Genomic DNA, 17819 nt, shown 5'->3' on the forward strand with positions numbered 1-17819 from the left:
CTTTTTGCCCTGAATCCTTTGGAAACAGAGTTATTGTAAGAGCCGTCGAAGGTTCGTAAAAACACCTTGTACTGAAACTCACATAGAATGATTATAACAGGGGGTACCCTTCGATGCAACATCCAGTTTCAAGAAACCGGAACGTATCATTGAAAGGATCAGCGGCGAGCAGGCGTCGCTTTCCCTTTCATTTCTTTATCCATCAGATCAAAAAATTCTTCATTATCTTTAGATGCTCTCAAGCGGCGAAGGAACCGATCTGTGAAATCCTGAGAATCGGACATAGATTTGCGAATCGCCCAAATTTTATCCAGTTGGGTCTGCGGAAGAAGCAGTTCTTCCTTACGCGTTCCTGACCGGAGAATGTCAATGGCAGGGAAAATGCGCCGTTCAGCCAGACTGCGGTCAAGGTGCAGCTCCATATTCCCTGTCCCTTTGAATTCTTCATAAATGACGTCATCCATGCGTGAACCTGTATCCACGAGTGCTGTTGCAAGAATGGTCAAGCTGCCACCTTCTTCAATGTTCCGCGCAGCTCCGAAGAACCGTTTCGGGCGGTGGAAAGCAGCAGGATCGATTCCTCCAGACAATGTCCGTCCACTTGGAGGAATGACGAGATTGTAGGCCCGGGCAAGTCTGGTGATGCTATCCATGAGTACAATTACATCTCGTTTATGCTCAACAAGGCGCATCGCTCTTTCCAATACCAGTTCAGATACCTTGATGTGGTTTTCAGGAACTTCATCGAAGGTGGAGCTGACTACATCAACATCAGGAGCAACGGAACGCTCGATATCCGTCACTTCTTCTGGACGCTCATCAACCAACAGGATGATCAGTTTCGCATCTGGATGATTGGCTGAGATGCTGTTCGCCATTTGTTTCAAAAGCATCGTTTTTCCTGCTTTAGGCGGAGCGACAATCAAACCACGCTGTCCATAACCAACCGGCGCCATCAAGTCCATGATTCTTGTAGACAGCTTTTTCGTCTCTGTTTCCAGTTTGATATGACGATCCGGATACAACGGTGTCAACGCCGGGAAGTGTACTCTTTCTTTCGCAGAGTCCGGGTCCTCTCCGTTTACGGCATCCACATGTAGAAGTCCATAATAACGCTCGTTTTCTTTCGGCGGACGGACTTTGCCAGAGACCTTGTCCCCGTTCCGCAAATCAAAACGGCGGATTTGTGAGGCTGAAATATAAATATCCTCTGCACTAGGCGAGTAATTGATCGGCCTTAGGAAACCGAAACCTTCTGAAGGGATGATCTCAAGAATTCCATCCATAAACAGAAAACCATCTTTTTCTGCCTGTGCTTTCAAAATTGCAAAAATCAACTCTCGTTTTGTCAATTTTGCATAATAAGAGACTTTATACTGTCTTGCTTTGGCGTAAAGCCCTTTCAATGTCATTGTTTCTAAATTGGAGATTGTTAAATCTGCCACATAATCACCACTTTTTTTAGTTTTCTATATTTTCAGGTCATACCGACAAACAGGATCCAACCATCTATACGTTCTCTAACTGTAAAAAACGCAAACACAGCCACACGGAGGTGATATCCTGAACCTATTAAATGATACTTCTCTTAAGGGTTTGTGAATAGCACTGCAAAAATGAAGATCTGCTACCTAGCAGGAGAAGACATTCCTTCAGCAGAACTTATGGTTAGAAGAATGAGAAGAAATTATATGAAGTCATTGACTGGAAAGGTAGGGAGACGTACGTCATTACCTTCTATCATAATCAAACAACCTTTATTGTACTCCTGTCTTTGCGGAGTTTCAATGCTATTTTATGAAATGTTGAAGTGGAGGGGCAATTATAGATGAAGAGGAAGCTGGTTTATGACAGCTTCCTCTCTAATGGGTGGACGTTTTCTTTATGGTTTCATAACTAGATTCGGCTTTTTCTTCAAACTGTGATCTCCATCGATGAAGCGGACTGTGCCTGACTTCGCCCTCATAACGAGCGTTTGAGTCGTGGCCTTCTGTCCTTTGAACTGAACGCCTTTCAGCAACTCTCCATCCGTGACACCGGTAGCAGCGAAGATCGCATCATCCCCTCCACAGAAATCTTCCATGTAAAGGACTTTATCGATATCTTCAATTCCCATCTGCTCACAGCGAAGGCGCTCTTCCTCATTGGAAGGGACAAGTTTCCCCTGGATTTCACCACCCAGGCACTTCAAACCGACGGCAGCCAGAACTCCTTCCGGGGCTCCACCAATGCCGAACAAAATGTCCACACCGGTATGATCGAAAGCCGTATTGATGGCTGCGGCGACATCTCCGTCAGGAATCAGCTTGATTCTCGCACCTGCCCCGCGGATCTCCTCAATTATCCCCTGGTGGCGGTCACGATTCAAGACGACAGCGACGACGTCTTCTACCTCTTTATTCTTGGCTTCTGCTACAGCTTGCAAGTTCTCTGATACGGAAGCGGTGATGTCTATTTTCCCTACCGCTTCCGGTCCTACAGCTATTTTCTGCATATACATATCCGGGGCATGAAGCAGCTGCTTATGATCAGCGATGGCTAAGACTGCAAGAGCATTCCATGTCCCTAAAGCAACGATATTTGTTCCTTCCAGCGGGTCCACAGCGACATCCACTCGTGCGCCATAACCGTTTCCGAGTTTCTCACCAATATAAAGCATAGGCGCTTCATCCATTTCACCCTCTCCGATGACAACTGTCCCTTTCATCGGGATGGTATCAAATACATCGCGCATAGCAGAAGTAGCCGCATCATCGGCTTCTTCCTTCTTCCCTCTCCCCATCCAGCGTGCGGATGACAAGGCAGCTGCTTCTGTTACTCTTACTAATTCCATCGATAGACTTCTTTCCATGGTAAATCTCCCCATTCAATCAAAGATTTTCCTCATCTCCCCATGGAAATCACAAACCTACGAATTTTGGAATTGCTCGATCTCTTCGGCTGACATTTCCTCATACCAGACCTTTGCACCCAGTTCAATCAGCTTATTCGTAATATTTTCATATCCGCGCTCAATGTGATCGACTCCTGTGATTTCGGTCACACCTTCAGCCATCAGGCCGGCAATGACAAGTGCTGCTCCAGCCCTAAGGTCCGTCGCTTTCACTTTAGCTCCTTGAAGCTTGGAAGGCCCTGTCACAATGGCAGAACCACCTTCGACTTTTATCGAAGCATTCATACGCCTCAATTCATCTACATGCTTGAAGCGGGCTTGATAAATCGTATCTGTTACAACACCTGTTCCCTGCGTCTGGGTAAGGAGCGAAGTGAACGGCTGTTGTAAATCTGTCGGGAACCCTGGATAAACAAGAGTTTTAATGTCAACACTTTTCAGCTCATGGCCAGGCTTAATATAAAGCTGTTCATCATTTTCCTCGATGGTGACACCCATCTCTCTCAGTTTTGCCAGGAGCGATTCCAAGTGCTGCGGGATTACGTTATCGATAATCATTTCCTCACCTTGAGCAGCAGCCATGATTGTATAGGTTCCTGCTTCGATCCGATCAGGGATAATGGTGTGGAGGCAGCCTTTTAATGTATCGACACCTTCAATGCGGATGACATCTGTACCTGCTCCTTTGATTTTCGCCCCCATGCTTGTAAGCAAAGTAGCTACATCAATGATTTCAGGTTCTTTCGCTGCATTTTCAATGACCGTCTTCCCTTTTGCACGTACGGCCGCAAGCATAATGTTGATTGTAGCACCCACACTGACAACATCCAAATAAATACGTGCACCTTTCAATTCACGGGCCCGCAAATAAATTGCACCCTGCTCATTGGTTACTTTAGCACCGAGAGCTTCAAACCCTTTAATATGCTGGTCAATCGGACGAGGCCCTAAATGGCAGCCTCCCGGAAGACCGATGACCGCTTTATTGAATCGTCCAAGCATCGCTCCCATAAAATAATAGGAAGCTCTCAACTTTTTCACTTTTCCATTCGGCAAGGGCATGTCGACCATTTCAGAAGGGTCGATATGTACGGTTCTCCCGTCTTTACGTACCGTCCCACCGATTTCTTCAAGCAAATCAGACAAGATTCCCACATCAGAAATATCCGGAAGTCCTTCGATTGTCACTGGACTTTCAGCCAGAATCGCCGCTGGCAGCAAAGCTACTGCGCTGTTCTTAGCGCCGCTGACCCTGACTTGTCCACGTAAGGGCCTTCCGCCTTCCACTAATAGTTTATGCATGTAAAACTCCTCGCTTTAAGGTGAAAATTATGACTTTAGTATGTGCAGTTTCTTCCAAATCACACCACTATTTTTGATTATTCCAGTCATTGAGGAATTTTTCAATCCCTTGATCTGTCAGAGGGTGCTGAACAATCTGATTCAGAACTTTAAATGGAATGGTGGCAATGTGAGCCCCGTGTATTGCGGCATCTGTTACATGGACAGGATGACGGACAGAAGCTGCGATGATTTCCGTTTCAATGGCATGACGATCAAAAATCTCAGAAATCTGAGCAACAAGCTCCATCCCGTTCTGACCGATATCATCAAGTCTGCCAAGGAAAGGAGATACATAGGAAGCACCCGCACGTGCAGCCATCAGTGCCTGGTTAGCGGAAAAGACCAGGGTCACATTTGTTTTTATGTTCAAATCACTGAAGGTTTTAACAGCTTTCAATCCTTCCATCGTCATCGGTACTTTCACCGTAATATTCGGAGCAATAGCTGCAAGTTCCTTCCCTTCCTTAATCATGCCTTCTGCATCTTCAGAAATGACTTCAGCACTTACAGAACCTTCGACTTCTTCAGTAATCTCCTTCAAACGATCATGGAAGGAAACCCCTTCTTTAGCGACAAGACTCGGGTTTGTCGTAACTCCCGCCAGAAGCCCAAGAGCGTTCGCTTCCCGAATATCCTCAATGTTTGCAGTATCAATGAAAAATTTCATATCCCCACTCCTCTTCTTTCCTTTTTTGTCCAAAACTTAAGAAAATTGTCGAATGATGGCGTTTTCATACACGATGAAAAGGAAACCGCTACAATGTAGCGGCTTCCTCTAAACTATTTTACGCTTGTTGAGAAGATCCGAATTCACGCATCTTGCCAATAACCGTTTCCTTGATTGCGTCACGGCCAGGTCCAAGATATTTACGTGGATCGTACTGCTCAGGCTGTTCAGCAAGTACTTGACGTACTGCTTTTCCTTGAGCCATTTGGTTCTCTGTGTTTACATTGATTTTAGCTGTTCCGAAAGAAATAGCTTTCTTAATGTCAGCAGTTGGGATTCCAGTACCACCGTGAAGAACAAGCGGCTTGTCAACAAGGCCCATGATTTCTTCCATGCGGTCAAAGCCAAGGTTCGGCTCACCTTTGTAAGGTCCGTGTACAGAACCAAGTGCTGGTGCGAATACATCAACGTTCGTTTCGTCAACTAACTGCTTACACTCAGAAGGGATCGCATAAGCGGCTTCCGCATCATCAACGATGATATCGTCTTCTTGTCCACCTACACGGCCAAGTTCTGCTTCAACAGATACACCATGGATGTGTGCAAGTTCAACAACTTTACGAGTAACAGCAATGTTTTCTTCCAATGGATCATGGGAAGCATCGATCATAACAGAAGTGAATCCAGCGTGGATCGCTTCTGCACATTTTTCAAAGCTTGAACCGTGGTCCAGGTGAATCGCAACAGGTACTGTTGTACCGTAAGCCTTCATAAGTGCTTTTACCATGTCGACAACTACGTTGAAGCCGCCCATGTAACGTCCTGCACCTTCAGATACACCCAGGATTACTGGAGACTGCTCTTCTTCAGCAGCCTGAAGAATCGCTTGAGCGTATTCTAAGTTATTAAGGTTGAACTGACCTACGCCGTAGCGTTCTTCCTTAGCTTTTTCTAGCATTTCTTTCATTGATACTAGTGGCATGAAAGAATCCTCCTTTAGTTAGCGTACTGCATTGTATTTACAAGTCTGTTTCCATACGAAAACACACCATGTAAGTTTGGTTACAGTAATAGAATACCAATACCCTTTCTATGGTGCAACAGCAGGAGGATTATATAGCGCTTACATCAAGAAAAAAGTCATGAACGGCTGTGAACAAGGGTTCCATTAACCATTTCTTTCAATTTATGGATGTCAAATGGCTTAGCTATGATATCTGTTACAAAAGGAAAAGCCACTTCCTTTTCTATGGATTCTTTCGAAGCCCCTGTAATGATGATGACAGGCGACCCGAAGTTCATTTCTTCTAAGTAGTGCAGCACTTCTTTTCCGTGCATGACGGGAAGGTTGTAATCCATAATGATGAGATCCATGTCCTGTACTTCTACGAGGTCACAGGCTTCCCGGCCTGTTTTTGCACTAACCGTTTCGTAACCCTCAGTTTTCAGAATTTCCTCTAATAAGAGTCTTATCCCTGGCTGGTCGTCCACGATCAGAATTCGATTTGCCATGCTTTTACCCGCCCTTCTATTTTTTATATCTCTTCATTCCACTCACTATCTATCTCTATCATGTATTTTCTATACACTTATTCAGTATTCCTGCGCACGTACGTTCTGTTTGTCAAAATTTCTGTAATTCTTTTTCCACTCAGGCTACCAATTGTGGAAGAGGCCGTTTCGAGACTTCTGTTGAGTGGATGGGGCTGCGGGGAATGACTCGCTTTACGCGGGAGCGCGGTCACCCTCCTCGGACTTCGTCCTGCGGGGTCTTACCAAGCACTTTGTTCCCGCAGGAGTCTCGCCATTCCCCTCCGCCCTTTTGCCCAATAAGTATCTTAAAACCCCTTTCAGAATAAGCTGCTTTTATGTATGAGGGCAGGGAAAGGAGATCACCTCCTTATGGATACTATCCTGTGTGTTGGAAGCTTGTTAAGGACCGCTTTCCGCCTATAATATGAGGATAGTCGAAGACACTCTTCCACAAGAAAGGGAGTAGCTAACCGCCCCCGCTTCTTTGGTAGTAAAAAGAGCCCTATAACCAGAGAGTGTATCTTCAATTTCCTCAAAAAAACGGTGCACTACCCTTAAGCAACCTAATAGACCTCTTTGGCGACCGCCATATAACTGGTAAGTTGTGTTTAAAACCTCAAAAATCAGTACTTATCATATGTTTTCAGTTACAGGCAGGAGGTTTCATTAAAAGGAGATTTTGAGAGCCTCATAGGATAAAGGGGCGGAGGGAAACGGCGTGACTCCTATCTTAAGTGTGCAGGCGCCTCGTTCAGCGGCGTATGGACTGGACTGAGCTGGAGGAGGTGAAGGAAACACGAAGGACGAAGAGATTCGATGTTGACTTATCGTACAGAAGCGAGGGAAGTCTCACTAGCCGCTAGGCGCAGAAACCGGATATCTACGAGGAAAAGAATGCCAGGTGAGACCCCGGAAGGCGTAAGCCTGAGGAGGCTCAGCGCCCGCCCACGGAAAGCGAGCCGTTTCCCGGAGCCCCGAAACCCACACCCTAAAGCCTCGAAATCGAGTTTTCAAAAATCCTTCCATATACTTGAAGGACTCTAAAAAAAGAGAGCCAATCTCCCAGCTAGGGAAATCGGCTCTTTTTTTATTGATTAATGATTTGTTTTCATTGCCGCGCCGATGAATCCGTGGAAAAGTTCCTGTGGACGTGTCGGGCGTGATTTGAATTCTGGGTGGAACTGGCTGGCTACGAACCATGGGTGATCTCCACCTCGACGATTTCAACAAGGCGGCCGTCCGGGCTTGTACCGGAGAATTTGAATCCAGCTGCTTCCATTTGTTCACGGTAGTGATTGTTGAATTCGAAGCGGTGGCGGTGACGCTCATACACAACTTCTTCACCGTAAGCTTCCATCGCTTTGGTTCCTGGCTGCAAACGGGATGGATAGATCCCAAGACGAAGCGTACCTCCGAGGTCAGACACTTCTTTCTGTTCTGGAAGAAGGTCGATAATCGGGTGCTCCGTGGAAGGGTCGATTTCTGCGGAATGCGCTCCTTTTAGACCAAGAACGTTACGGGCAAATTCTACGGTGGCCAGCTGCATACCGAGACAGATTCCCAGGAATGGCACATGGTTTTCACGCGCGTAACGGATCGCATCGATTTTCCCTTCGATTCCGCGGTCACCGAATCCTCCTGGAACAAGAATTCCATCGACGCCCTGCAGTTCATCCTGCACGTTTTGTGCATTCAATTTTTCAGAATTGACCCATTTCACATCTACATCAGAATCGTAGCTGTAGCCTGCGTGCTTCAATGCTTCTACGACAGAAATGTAGGCATCAGGAAGCTCTACATACTTTCCGACCAGGGCAATAGTTGTTTTGTGTTCAAGGTTTTTCACCTGTTCAATCAACTTGTTCCATTCCGTCATGTCTGCCGGTGGTAGATCAAGTCCGAAATGCTCGCAAGTGAGCTCGTCCAACTTCTGCTCCTGCAGTGTAATCGGCACGTTATAAAGAGTATCCGCATCGCGTGCTTCGATTACGGCATCTTTATTGATATCACAGAAGAGAGCGATTTTTTCTTTCATATCTTCGGAAATTTCCATTTCCGTACGAAGGACGATCACGTCAGGCTGAATTCCCAACGAACGTAGCTCTTTCACACTGTGCTGGGTCGGTTTTGTCTTCATTTCACCTGCCGCATTCAAATATGGAACAAGCGTACAGTGAAGATACATAACATGCTCGCGCCCAATATCACTCTTGATTTGACGGATCGCTTCAAGGAATGGGAGAGATTCAATATCCCCTACCGTTCCTCCGATTTCAGTAATGACAACATCAGCATTCGTTTCGTGGCCGGCACGGAAGACACGTTCTTTGATTTCATTGGTAATGTGCGGAATGACCTGGACAGTTCCTCCTAAGTAATCCCCGCGACGCTCTTTCTTGATGACATTGGAATAGACCTTCCCTGTCGTTACGTTGCTGAATTTATTCAGGTTGATATCAATGAAACGCTCATAGTGACCAAGGTCAAGATCTGTTTCTGCTCCATCATCCGTTACGAAAACTTCTCCGTGCTGATACGGGCTCATCGTCCCCGGGTCGACGTTAATGTAAGGATCGAACTTTTGAATTGTCACCTTCATGCCTCTGTTTTTCAACAAACGTCCTAATGAAGCGGCCGTAATTCCTTTTCCTAAAGATGATACGACACCGCCTGTTACGAAAATGTATTTTGTTGCCACGTTGAATCCCTCTTTCTCTATTTGTCATATTTAGTTATTCACTAATCCAAGCTTTTTGATAAGGGGCAAATAAATGAAAGCGTAAGCGTTCCGTAAATTCCAATGGTGCCGTGGACGGATGCCTACGCTGGATGGTTCAAAAGCACAGGCGCCTGTTTGTGATAACCAAGGCGCCGTGCATGATCATATAAAAAAACAAAAAACGCTCCCCTCGCTAGGGGAGCGTTTGGAAATTTCGTTTCAGGAAATTAAAGAGCCCAAATAAGATTCTACTGATTTGACTTTTAAAAGTCAACCACCTTATTTATCTTCTTCGTCGTCATCTCCGATAAAGCTGATGTCATCTTCAACGATTTCTTCCTCTTCTTCATCCAGGTCATCGTCTTCATAATCACCTTCGAAGTCATCGTCGTCATCATCAAGGTCAAGGTCTTCATCGGTCAACTCAAGATCATCCTCAAGGTCGTCCTCATCAGCATCATCATATTCTGATACACCCAACTCATCTTCAAGCAGCTTGGATGGTTTCTTCTTCTTCTTCTTCTTCTTTTTCTTTTTACGCTTTTGTGGAAGGTTGGCAATTTCTTCTTCCAACTGTTCAACCGGGTACCACTTTCTTAGACCCCAACGGTTCGTTCCGATTGTCATGAATTGACCGTCAATATTCATGTCCGTATAGAACTGGGCGATGTACTCTTCTTTTTGCGCATCTGTAAAATCCTTCATAGCTGCGATGCGGTTGAAGATTTCATTGAAGTCAATCGCTTCACGCTCATCTTCTAGAATTTTGGTAGCCAGTACAATCATGGAAGTTTCTTGAATTTGCTCTCGGCTCATTTCTTTTAAGCTCACGGTCCAGCACTCCTTTATATAAACAAGATAAAATAAATGACCTCATGGGCATACGAATCACATTTAATCATACCATCCATTATATGAGTTGGCTTTACAAAAATCAAATGGAGTCTTCTCTCCTTTTCTAGACAAATCTACATGAATTTAAACTTTCCATGTAAAATAAGGCTTGGGCATAAATGGTTGGTGTTCCTGCCGATTTATTTTAAAATAAGAGTAGACTTCATCGAAAGAAGGAGAGACGTACTGTGGAGAATCATCCTTTTAATTGGATCGCCACCATCATCGCTGCAGCAGCGATCGGCATCTGGCTGTTCACAAGCTTTGGCATCATCCATGAAAAACATCAGGAAGAAGCCGAAATCACATCCAAAACCCATAATGATGACGGGTACTTCGTCAATATCGATGACAAAAAGCTGCATGTCAAAGATACAAGTACATGGATGTTGCTTCAAGAAGGCGAAACGTACAACATTACTTATGAATGGTATGGCATGAAAAAGCCTTATGTAACCGAAGTGAACCAGGCCCATGACGACGACCAGGTCGGCGGCCACTAAAAGAAGCGCCCTCGCCAATCAGCGAGGGCATTTTTCTTCTATTAGGATCTTTTCTTCATATATTAGCAGATTCCCCTGTTTTATTCGCGATTTCCCGCCCTATATTAGCGATTTTTCAGGTCGCTACATATTCCTTCTGTATTGACCGCCAACCTCATACAGCGCATTGGTAATTTGACCAAGACTTGCAACTTTGACGGTTTCCATGAGCTCTTCAAAAATATTTCCTCCGCCAGATGCTGCTTGTTTCAAGCGCTCTAATGCAGCCCCAGCTTCGCTATCATGGGAGGATTGGAATTTGCGTAATTCTGTGATCTGGTGTTCCTTTTCTTCCTTAGACGCACGCGCCAGCTCCATAGAGTCGATTTCTTCTTCAGAAGGAGGATTCGGGTTCAGATACGTGTTCACACCGATAATCGGTAGTTCCCCTGAATGCTTCTTACCTTCATAGTAAAGGGACTCTTCCTGAATTTTCCCTCGTTGATATTGACGTTCCATCGCTCCAAGTACGCCTCCGCGGTCATTGATGCGTTCAAATTCCTGCAGGACAGCTTCCTCTACAAGGTCCGTGAGTTCTCTTATGATGTAAGATCCCTGGAGGGAATTTTCGTTTTTCGTCAAACCGAACTCTTTGCTGATGATCATCTGGATCGCCATGGCTCTACGAACCGATTCTTCTGTCGGTGTCGTGATCGCTTCGTCATACGAGTTTGTATGCAGGGAATTACAGTTGTCCTGAATAGCGATCAGCGCCTGTAGCGTTGTCCGGATATCATTAAAGTCAATTTCCTGGGCATGCAGAGAACGGCCGGAAGTTTGAATGTGATACTTCAGTTTCTGACTGCGTTCGTTGGCGCCATATTTATCGCGCATGACGATTGCCCAGATTCTGCGGGCTACACGACCGAGAACCGTATATTCAGGATCAAGACCATTGGAGAAGAAGAAGGATAAGTTCGGTGCAAACTTATTGATATCCATTCCTCTGCTCAAGTAATATTCCACGTACGTAAATCCGTTGGCTAATGTAAAAGCGAGCTGGGTGATCGGATTCGCTCCTGCTTCTGCAATATGGTAACCGGAAATGGATACCGAATAATAATTCCGTACTTCGTTATCAATGAAATACTGCTGGATATCCCCCATCATTCGAAGAGCAAATTCCGTAGAGAAAATACAGGTGTTCTGCCCCTGGTCCTCTTTTAAAATATCGGCCTGGACAGTCCCACGGACGACATTAATCGTCTGGGCTTTAATTGTTGCTGCTTCTTCTGCTTTCGGCTCTCGTCCGTTTTCTTCTTTAAATTTCTCCAACTGTTTATCAATAGCCGTATTGAAGAACATAGCCAGGATGATCGGTGCCGGGCCGTTGATGGTCATAGAAACGGATGTAGATGGAGCGACGAGATCGAATCCGTCAAACAATTTCTTCATATCTTCCAAGGTACAAATATTGACGCCACTTTCTCCGACTTTCCCGTAAATGTCCGGACGCTCATCGGGATCTTCCCCATATAAAGTGACCGAGTCGAAGGCTGTACTGAGACGTTTCGCTTCATCTCCTTCGGATAAATAGTGGAACCTGCGGTTGGTCCTCTCCGGGGTCCCTTCGCCTGCGAACTGACGTTTAGGATCTTCCCCTTTACGTTTGAATGGAAAAACACCTGCGGTAAATGGAAAAGCTCCTGGAACATTTTCACTTCTCAGCCACGTTAGACGGTCTCCCCAATCCATATACTTCGGCAGAGCAACTTTAGGGACTTTCGTTCCGCTCAAGCTTTCTGTTGTAATATCCATCGTTATTTCTTTATCTCGCACCTTGAACGTGTACGTATCTCCACTGTATCGCTCGTGGAGAGCCTCCCACCCTTCTAAATTCTCTTTAGCTTCTTGAGAAAGGTGACGTTCATAATCCTGGATGAGCCGCTGAAGACTTTCTTTCACCGATTCATCCTCAACGACATCAATGGTTCCTTTCAATTGATAAAGTTTGCGTGCTTTCTCCGCCTGCCCTCCTGTCTCTTCATGGTAATCACGGACAGCGAGTGCAATATCACGCAAATACTGCTTTCGTTCGTTCGGAATGATGACATTTTGCTTTTCTACTTTTTCCAGGCCGGAGAAAGACGTCTCATCCTCCCAGGAGAACCTTTCGTTCAACTGATCAACGATGGCCGCGAATAGAGTATTTGTGCCAGGGTCATTGAACTGGCTGGCAATCGTTCCATATACCGGGAACTTACTGTCATCTTCATGGAAGAGCATATGACTCCGCTGATATTGCTTTTTCACTTGATTAAAAGCATCTTCGGATCCTTTCTGCTCGAATTTATTGATCACGATGAAATCGGCAAAATCAATCATATCAATTTTCTCAAGCTGGGACGGCGCGCCGAATTCTGCGGTCATCACATACATGGACAGGTCGGTGATATCTGTAATCGCCGCATCTCCCTGACCAATTCCACTCGTTTCAACGATAATGAAATCAACCCCGGCCGCTTTAACGACCTGAATGGCTTCTTCCACCGCTGTTGACAGTTCCGAACGCGCCTCCCTCGTTGCGAGAGATCTCATGTAAACGCGCGGATTGAATATAGCATTCATACGAATGCGGTCTCCAAGAAGAGCGCCACCTGTTTTTTTCTTCGTTGGATCGACAGACAAAATCGCGATTTTCTTATCCGGTATCTCATTGACGAAACGACGGATCAATTCATCGGTAAGAGAACTCTTACCCGCTCCTCCTGTACCCGTTATTCCGAGAACAGGAATTGTTTTTTCCTGCACCTTTTCGACAGCGCTTTCAAAAGCGGCCACAGCTTCTCTTTCTTCTTTCGGAGTATTCTCCACATAGGTGATGAAGCGGGCGATCGATTGATGTTCACCGGCGGAAAGACCTTCGACCCCTTTTTCCACATCAAGGGGCGGGAGGAAATCACACTCTTCAATCATAAGATTGATCATGCCTTGAAGGCCTAGGTTACGGCCATCTTCCGGAGAAAACACACGGGCGACCCCATATTCGTGAAGTTCTTTAATTTCCCTCGGGATGATTACCCCTCCGCCACCGCCATAAACACGGATGTGGCCGGCGCCCTTTTGGGCGAGCAGGTCGACCATATATTTAAAATACTCTACATGACCACCTTGATAAGACGAAATCGCAATCCCCTGCGCATCCTCCTGGATAGCGGCATTTACCACATCTTCAACCGAACGGTTATGACCAAGGTGGATGACCTCCGCTCCTGTCGCCTGTAAGATCCGGCGCATAATATTGATCGACGCATCGTGACCGTCAAAAAGACTAGAGGATGTCACGAAACGGACGGGATTCTTTGGTTTGTAGACAGTCGGCTGTTCCATATCCAATCTTCCTTTCTATTGGAGTGTCTCTTCTTTATCGAGACCTTTTAACAAGAGCTGTATCTGGGTATCCGTATAACTTTCGAGGGTAAAGGTCCGCTGCAGGATCCAGCGGCGGAACCCCCACATCTGCCCCTGGACGAAAATGTTGTTCGCAATCAGTTTGATTTGCTCTTCCGGATGCTCTCCCGGCAGACTATTCACGATGACCTGCTCAAGCATGGCCACCATGTCACGCTCCTTCTGCAGGACATAATCCTGTGCATCCCTGGAAAGTGACTTGACCTCCTGATACATGACAACGACTTCATCCTGCATCTCATCCATCAGCTGAAAATACGAATGGATGGCATGAACAAGACTTTGAAGACTCGTCTGGTGAGGATCGATCGCCTCCTCCATCCGCTCTTTCACTTTTTGATAGATGGAATCACAAACGAGAAACAGAACATCTTCTTTTTTCCGGATGTATTCGTAGAGCGTTCCTATACTGAACCCGGAAGCCTTGGCAATTTCACGAGTGGTCGTTTTATGGAACCCTTTCTCTATGAAAAGGGTAACGGCACCCTTAATCATCTGGTTTCTCCGTTTAGAGACGAGAGCTTCATCTTTAATGGTTGAAGGTACTTGTTTTTCAGCCAATTTACTACCCCTTCCTTCCCCATTCACGAAACCAGGACCGGGCCAGTTCATAAGGATCCGCATCCGGGTTTTGAAATACTTCGACCTTCTGTTCATCGCTTTCGATCGTGCCTTTGACTTCCCGCCAAATCTCCTCGCGGATCAAATCGTACACTTCCAGCTGAAGCTGTTGCTTCCTCCGATCCGCTCCTTTGTTCGTCTGGTAAAGGAAGTCCCGGTGGTTTTTCATAGTCTCATAGAGTTCTCTCATCCCCTCAGCTTGTGTCGAGATCGTTTGAACGATCGGAGGCTCCCAGCCTTCAGGTTGCACGATCATCATATACTCTTCGAGGGTAGATTTAAGCTTCCTCACTCCAGGTAAGTCCGCTTTATTGATGATAAACACGTCAGCAATCTCCATTATTCCCGCTTTGAAAATCTGAAGGACGTCTCCACTGTTAGGAGTCAAAACAAGCCCCGTAGTATCCACAACTTTCATAATATCCAGTTCTGATTGCCCGACACCGACCGTTTCCACAAGAACGACATCAAATCCATAGGCGTCGCACACCCGGATACTATCTTTCGTAGCCCGTGCTAAACCTCCGAGGCTTCCTCGTGTCGCCATGCTTCTTATAAATATTCCCGGGTCAAGGAAGTGCTGGTTCATTCTCGTACGGTCCCCGAGCAGAGCTCCCCCACTGAAAGGGCTTGTAGGGTCGACAGCAATGACTGCTACCGTCAGGTCCTGTTGTCGCAAGTAAGTGAGCAGCTGATTGATCAATGAGCTTTTCCCTGCACCCGGTGAACCCGTAATGCCGATATAGTGTGCTTGTTTCTGAATAGAGAAGATATCACTCATCAAGTGGAGCTTTTCATCATCTTCGTTCTCAATCAACGTAATCGCCCGTGCTAAAGCCCTCATGTCCTGCTTTTGGATTCGTTCAGCCAGTGGATGCATGACGCTGCCCTTTTATTTCGTGACCATTCGGCCGACAACGAGTCTTTGGATTTCTTGTGTTCCTTCATAAATTTGCGTAATTTTCGCATCGCGCATGTATCGTTCAACTGGATAATCCTTTGTATATCCATAACCTCCATGGACCTGTACGGCTTCTGTTGTCACCTTCATAGCCGTATCCCCGGCAAACAGTTTGGCCATGGCTGATGCTTTGGAATAAGGAAGGCCTTCGGATTCCAAATATGCGGCTTGATACGTCAGCAGACGCGAAGCTTCTATTTCTGTCGCCATGTCCGCGAGCTTGAAGGAAATCCCCTGAAGGGCTGCAATAGGTTTTCCGAATTGTTCGCGTTCCTTCGAATAATGGACCGACTCATCCAAGGCTCCTTGTGCGATTCCAACTGCTTGAGCTGCAATTCCGTTACGACCACCGTCCAGGGTCATCATGGCTACTTTAAACCCTTCCCCTTCTTCTCCAAGCAGGTTCTCTTTCGGGATCTTACAATCTTCAAAAACCAATTCCGTCGTTGGAGACGAACGAATGCCAAGCTTCTTCTCTTTCTTGCCTGTCGTGAATCCAGGGGTATCTTTTTCTACGATGAATGCACTGATGCCACGGCTGCCCTGGTCCGCATCCGTTTTTGCAAAGACAACGTAAATATCCGCCACTCCACCATTCGTGATCCAGACTTTATTTCCATTTAAAACATAATGGTCGCCATCAAGTTTCGCCTGCGTCTTCATGGAAGAAACGTCACTTCCTGCGCCGGGCTCAGATAAAGCATAAGCACCGAGAGCTTCTCCAGAAGCCAGTCGAGTCAAATACTTTTTCTTCTGATCTTCATTTCCGAATTTGAAAATCGGCCAGCTTGCCAAAGAAATGTGCGCAGACAAGGTGACTCCTGTAGAAGCGCAAACACGGGAAAGCTCTTCAACTGCGATTACATAACTTACGAAATCCGATCCGATGCCGCCATATTCCTCCGGCCATGGGATACCCGTCAGGCCAAGCTCAGCCATTTTATCGAAGATATCACGATCGAAGCGTTCCTCTTCATCCCGTTCCGCTGCGGTCGGTTCAACTTCATTTTTGGCAAAATCCCTGACCATTTTTCTGAGCATTTCCTGTTCTTCTGTCAACGTAAAATTCATCCTGTCGTCCTCCTACTCTCTAATCAAATGATTGCCTATAACAACCTTTTGGATTTCACTGGTTCCTTCATATATTTCACAGACCTTGGCGTCCCGGAAAAATCGCTCCACGGCGTAATCTTCTGTATATCCATAACCTCCATGGACCTGTACGGCTTCAATGGATGCTTTCACAGCTGTCTTAGATGCCATCAGTTTTGCCATGGACACTTCTTTCCCGCACTTCTTCCCTGCCGCCTGCAAAGCAGCTGCGTTATAGACGAGCAGCCTGGATGCTTCTACTTCTGTCGCCATATCGGCAAGTTTAAAAGAAACACCTTGATGATGAGCAATCGGACGGCCGAATTGCTCACGTTCTTTTGCATAAGCGACGGCGTGCTCCAAGGCCGCTTCGGCAATTCCGAGGGACTGGGCAGCGATGCCGATTCGACCGATATTCAAGTTGGAGAGGGCGATTCTGTAACCGTCTCCTTCTTCACCGAGTCGTTGTGATACAGGAACTTCACATTGGTCAAAATTCAAAGAAACCGTACTTGAACCGTGCAGCCCCATCTTCTTCTCCGCCTTCCCAATAGAGAAGCCAGGGGTGTCACGTTCAACGATGAAAGCACTTAAGCCTTTTTTCGTTTCCACGTCCGGATTTGTACGGGCAAAAACGATGAACGTATCTGCATTTCCTCCATTTGTGATGAAGACTTTGGACCCGTTAAGGATGTAGTGATCCCCTTGCCTTTGTGCCCGCGTTTTCAGACTGCTGGCATCAGAACCTGCACTTGGTTCTGTCAGTGCAAAAGCTCCTAGATATTCACCTGAGGCAAGTTTGGGAATGTATTTGTTCTTTTGTTCCTCTGTACCGAAATATAAAATCGGGTTCGTTCCAACTGATGTATGGACAGACAAAATGACCCCAAGCGTTGCACTCACTTTTGAAATCTCATGAATAGCGATGATATAGGAAAGGTAATCCATTTCTGCACCGCCGTATTTTTCCGGGATCGGTACGCCCATCAGCCCGAGCTCACCCATTTTCGGGATCAATTCAGAAGGGAATCGATCTTCCTGCTCCATCCGTTCTACAGCAGGAGCCACTTCTTTTTCCGCAAAGTCGCGGACCATCTTCTTCATCATTTCCTGTTCATCCGTGAACTGCAAATTCATTCTCG

The 17819-nt window shown here is 46.2% G+C and carries 13 protein-coding genes and 1 pseudogene; 1 reads left to right on the plus strand and 13 read right to left on the minus strand.

Features of this window, described 5'->3' with window-relative positions:
* Positions 1-158: 158 nt before the first annotated feature.
* The 8 genes and pseudogenes from rho to rpoE form a co-directional block, all read right to left on the minus strand.
* On the minus strand, positions 159-1445 hold the full coding sequence (gene rho / locus ACXADE_RS17685) for a transcription termination factor Rho (protein WP_474981737.1): 1287 nt from the start codon (positions 1443-1445) through the stop codon (positions 159-161).
* 437 nt (positions 1446-1882) lie between these two features.
* On the minus strand, positions 1883-2851 hold the full coding sequence (glpX, locus tag ACXADE_RS17690; RefSeq protein ID WP_474981738.1) for a class II fructose-bisphosphatase: 969 nt from the start codon (positions 2849-2851) through the stop codon (positions 1883-1885).
* 57 nt (positions 2852-2908) lie between these two features.
* Positions 2909-4195 (minus strand): UDP-N-acetylglucosamine 1-carboxyvinyltransferase, encoded by a 1287-nt coding sequence (locus ACXADE_RS17695; protein ID WP_474981739.1) that lies wholly within the window; start codon positions 4193-4195, stop codon positions 2909-2911.
* 67 nt (positions 4196-4262) lie between these two features.
* Positions 4263-4904 carry a fructose-6-phosphate aldolase gene (gene fsa / locus ACXADE_RS17700; RefSeq protein ID WP_474981740.1) on the minus strand — a complete coding sequence of 214 codons (642 nt, stop codon included), beginning with the start codon at positions 4902-4904 and terminating at the stop codon, positions 4263-4265.
* Positions 4905-5022: 118 nt separating this feature from the next.
* On the minus strand, positions 5023-5886 hold the full coding sequence (gene fba, locus ACXADE_RS17705) for a class II fructose-1,6-bisphosphate aldolase (protein ID WP_474981741.1): 864 nt from the start codon (positions 5884-5886) through the stop codon (positions 5023-5025).
* 158 nt (positions 5887-6044) lie between these two features.
* The gene (locus ACXADE_RS17710) at positions 6045-6416 is read right to left on the minus strand and encodes a response regulator (protein WP_474981742.1); all 372 of its coding nucleotides are present in this window, start codon (positions 6414-6416) and stop codon (positions 6045-6047) included.
* Positions 6417-7531: 1115 nt separating this feature from the next.
* Positions 7532-9135 (minus strand): annotated as a pseudogene (locus ACXADE_RS17715) (CTP synthase).
* Between the two features lie 300 nt (positions 9136-9435).
* Positions 9436-9987: a DNA-directed RNA polymerase subunit delta gene (gene rpoE / locus ACXADE_RS17720; RefSeq protein WP_474981743.1), complete on the minus strand. Its 552-nt coding sequence runs from the start codon at positions 9985-9987 to the stop codon at positions 9436-9438.
* A gap of 251 nt (positions 9988-10238) precedes the next feature.
* On the opposite strand from rpoE, the gene ACXADE_RS17725 reads away from it, so the two are divergent.
* Positions 10239-10553 (plus strand): hypothetical protein, encoded by a 315-nt coding sequence (locus ACXADE_RS17725; protein WP_474981744.1) that lies wholly within the window; start codon positions 10239-10241, stop codon positions 10551-10553.
* Positions 10554-10676: 123 nt separating this feature from the next.
* Here ACXADE_RS17725 and icmF read toward each other — a convergent pair whose 3' ends face one another.
* The 5 genes from icmF to ACXADE_RS17750 are packed head-to-tail and all read right to left on the minus strand — an operon-like array spanning position 10677 to position 17814.
* Complete coding sequence (gene icmF, locus ACXADE_RS17730; RefSeq protein WP_474981745.1) at positions 10677-13922, minus strand: fused isobutyryl-CoA mutase/GTPase IcmF; 3246 nt, start codon at positions 13920-13922, stop codon at positions 10677-10679.
* 15 nt (positions 13923-13937) lie between these two features.
* Positions 13938-14564 (minus strand): TetR/AcrR family transcriptional regulator, encoded by a 627-nt coding sequence (locus tag ACXADE_RS17735; RefSeq protein WP_474981746.1) that lies wholly within the window; start codon positions 14562-14564, stop codon positions 13938-13940.
* A 4-nt stretch (positions 14565-14568) separates the two neighbouring features.
* Complete coding sequence (gene meaB, locus ACXADE_RS17740; protein WP_474981747.1) at positions 14569-15504, minus strand: methylmalonyl Co-A mutase-associated GTPase MeaB; 936 nt, start codon at positions 15502-15504, stop codon at positions 14569-14571.
* A gap of 12 nt (positions 15505-15516) precedes the next feature.
* Entirely contained in the window at positions 15517-16656 is a 1140-nt protein-coding gene (locus ACXADE_RS17745; protein WP_474981748.1) for an acyl-CoA dehydrogenase, read from the minus strand.
* Positions 16657-16668: 12 nt separating this feature from the next.
* Complete coding sequence (locus ACXADE_RS17750; RefSeq protein WP_474981749.1) at positions 16669-17814, minus strand: acyl-CoA dehydrogenase; 1146 nt, start codon at positions 17812-17814, stop codon at positions 16669-16671.
* Between the last annotated feature and the right edge of the window lie 5 nt (positions 17815-17819).

This window comes from Halobacillus sp. ABR2_026 (assembly GCF_056158545.1).

Bases quoted from the DNA above. Each gene is read 5' to 3' on its own strand.
- icmF (WP_474981745.1), bottom strand. From the start codon at position 13,922: ATGGAACAGCCGACTGTCTACAAACCAAAGAATCCCGTCCGTTTCGTG.
- ACXADE_RS17695 (WP_474981739.1), bottom strand. From the start codon at position 4,195: ATGCATAAACTATTAGTGGAAGGCGGAAGGCCCTTACGTGGACAAGTC.
- meaB (WP_474981747.1), bottom strand. From the start codon at position 15,504: ATGCATCCACTGGCTGAACGAATCCAAAAGCAGGACATGAGGGCTTTA.
- ACXADE_RS17710 (WP_474981742.1), bottom strand. From the start codon at position 6,416: ATGGCAAATCGAATTCTGATCGTGGACGACCAGCCAGGGATAAGACTC.
- fba (WP_474981741.1), bottom strand. From the start codon at position 5,886: ATGCCACTAGTATCAATGAAAGAAATGCTAGAAAAAGCTAAGGAAGAA.
- ACXADE_RS17750 (WP_474981749.1), bottom strand. From the start codon at position 17,814: ATGAATTTGCAGTTCACGGATGAACAGGAAATGATGAAGAAGATGGTC.
- glpX (WP_474981738.1), bottom strand. From the start codon at position 2,851: ATGGAAAGAAGTCTATCGATGGAATTAGTAAGAGTAACAGAAGCAGCT.
- ACXADE_RS17745 (WP_474981748.1), bottom strand. From the start codon at position 16,656: ATGAATTTTACGTTGACAGAAGAACAGGAAATGCTCAGAAAAATGGTC.
- fsa (WP_474981740.1), bottom strand. From the start codon at position 4,904: ATGAAATTTTTCATTGATACTGCAAACATTGAGGATATTCGGGAAGCG.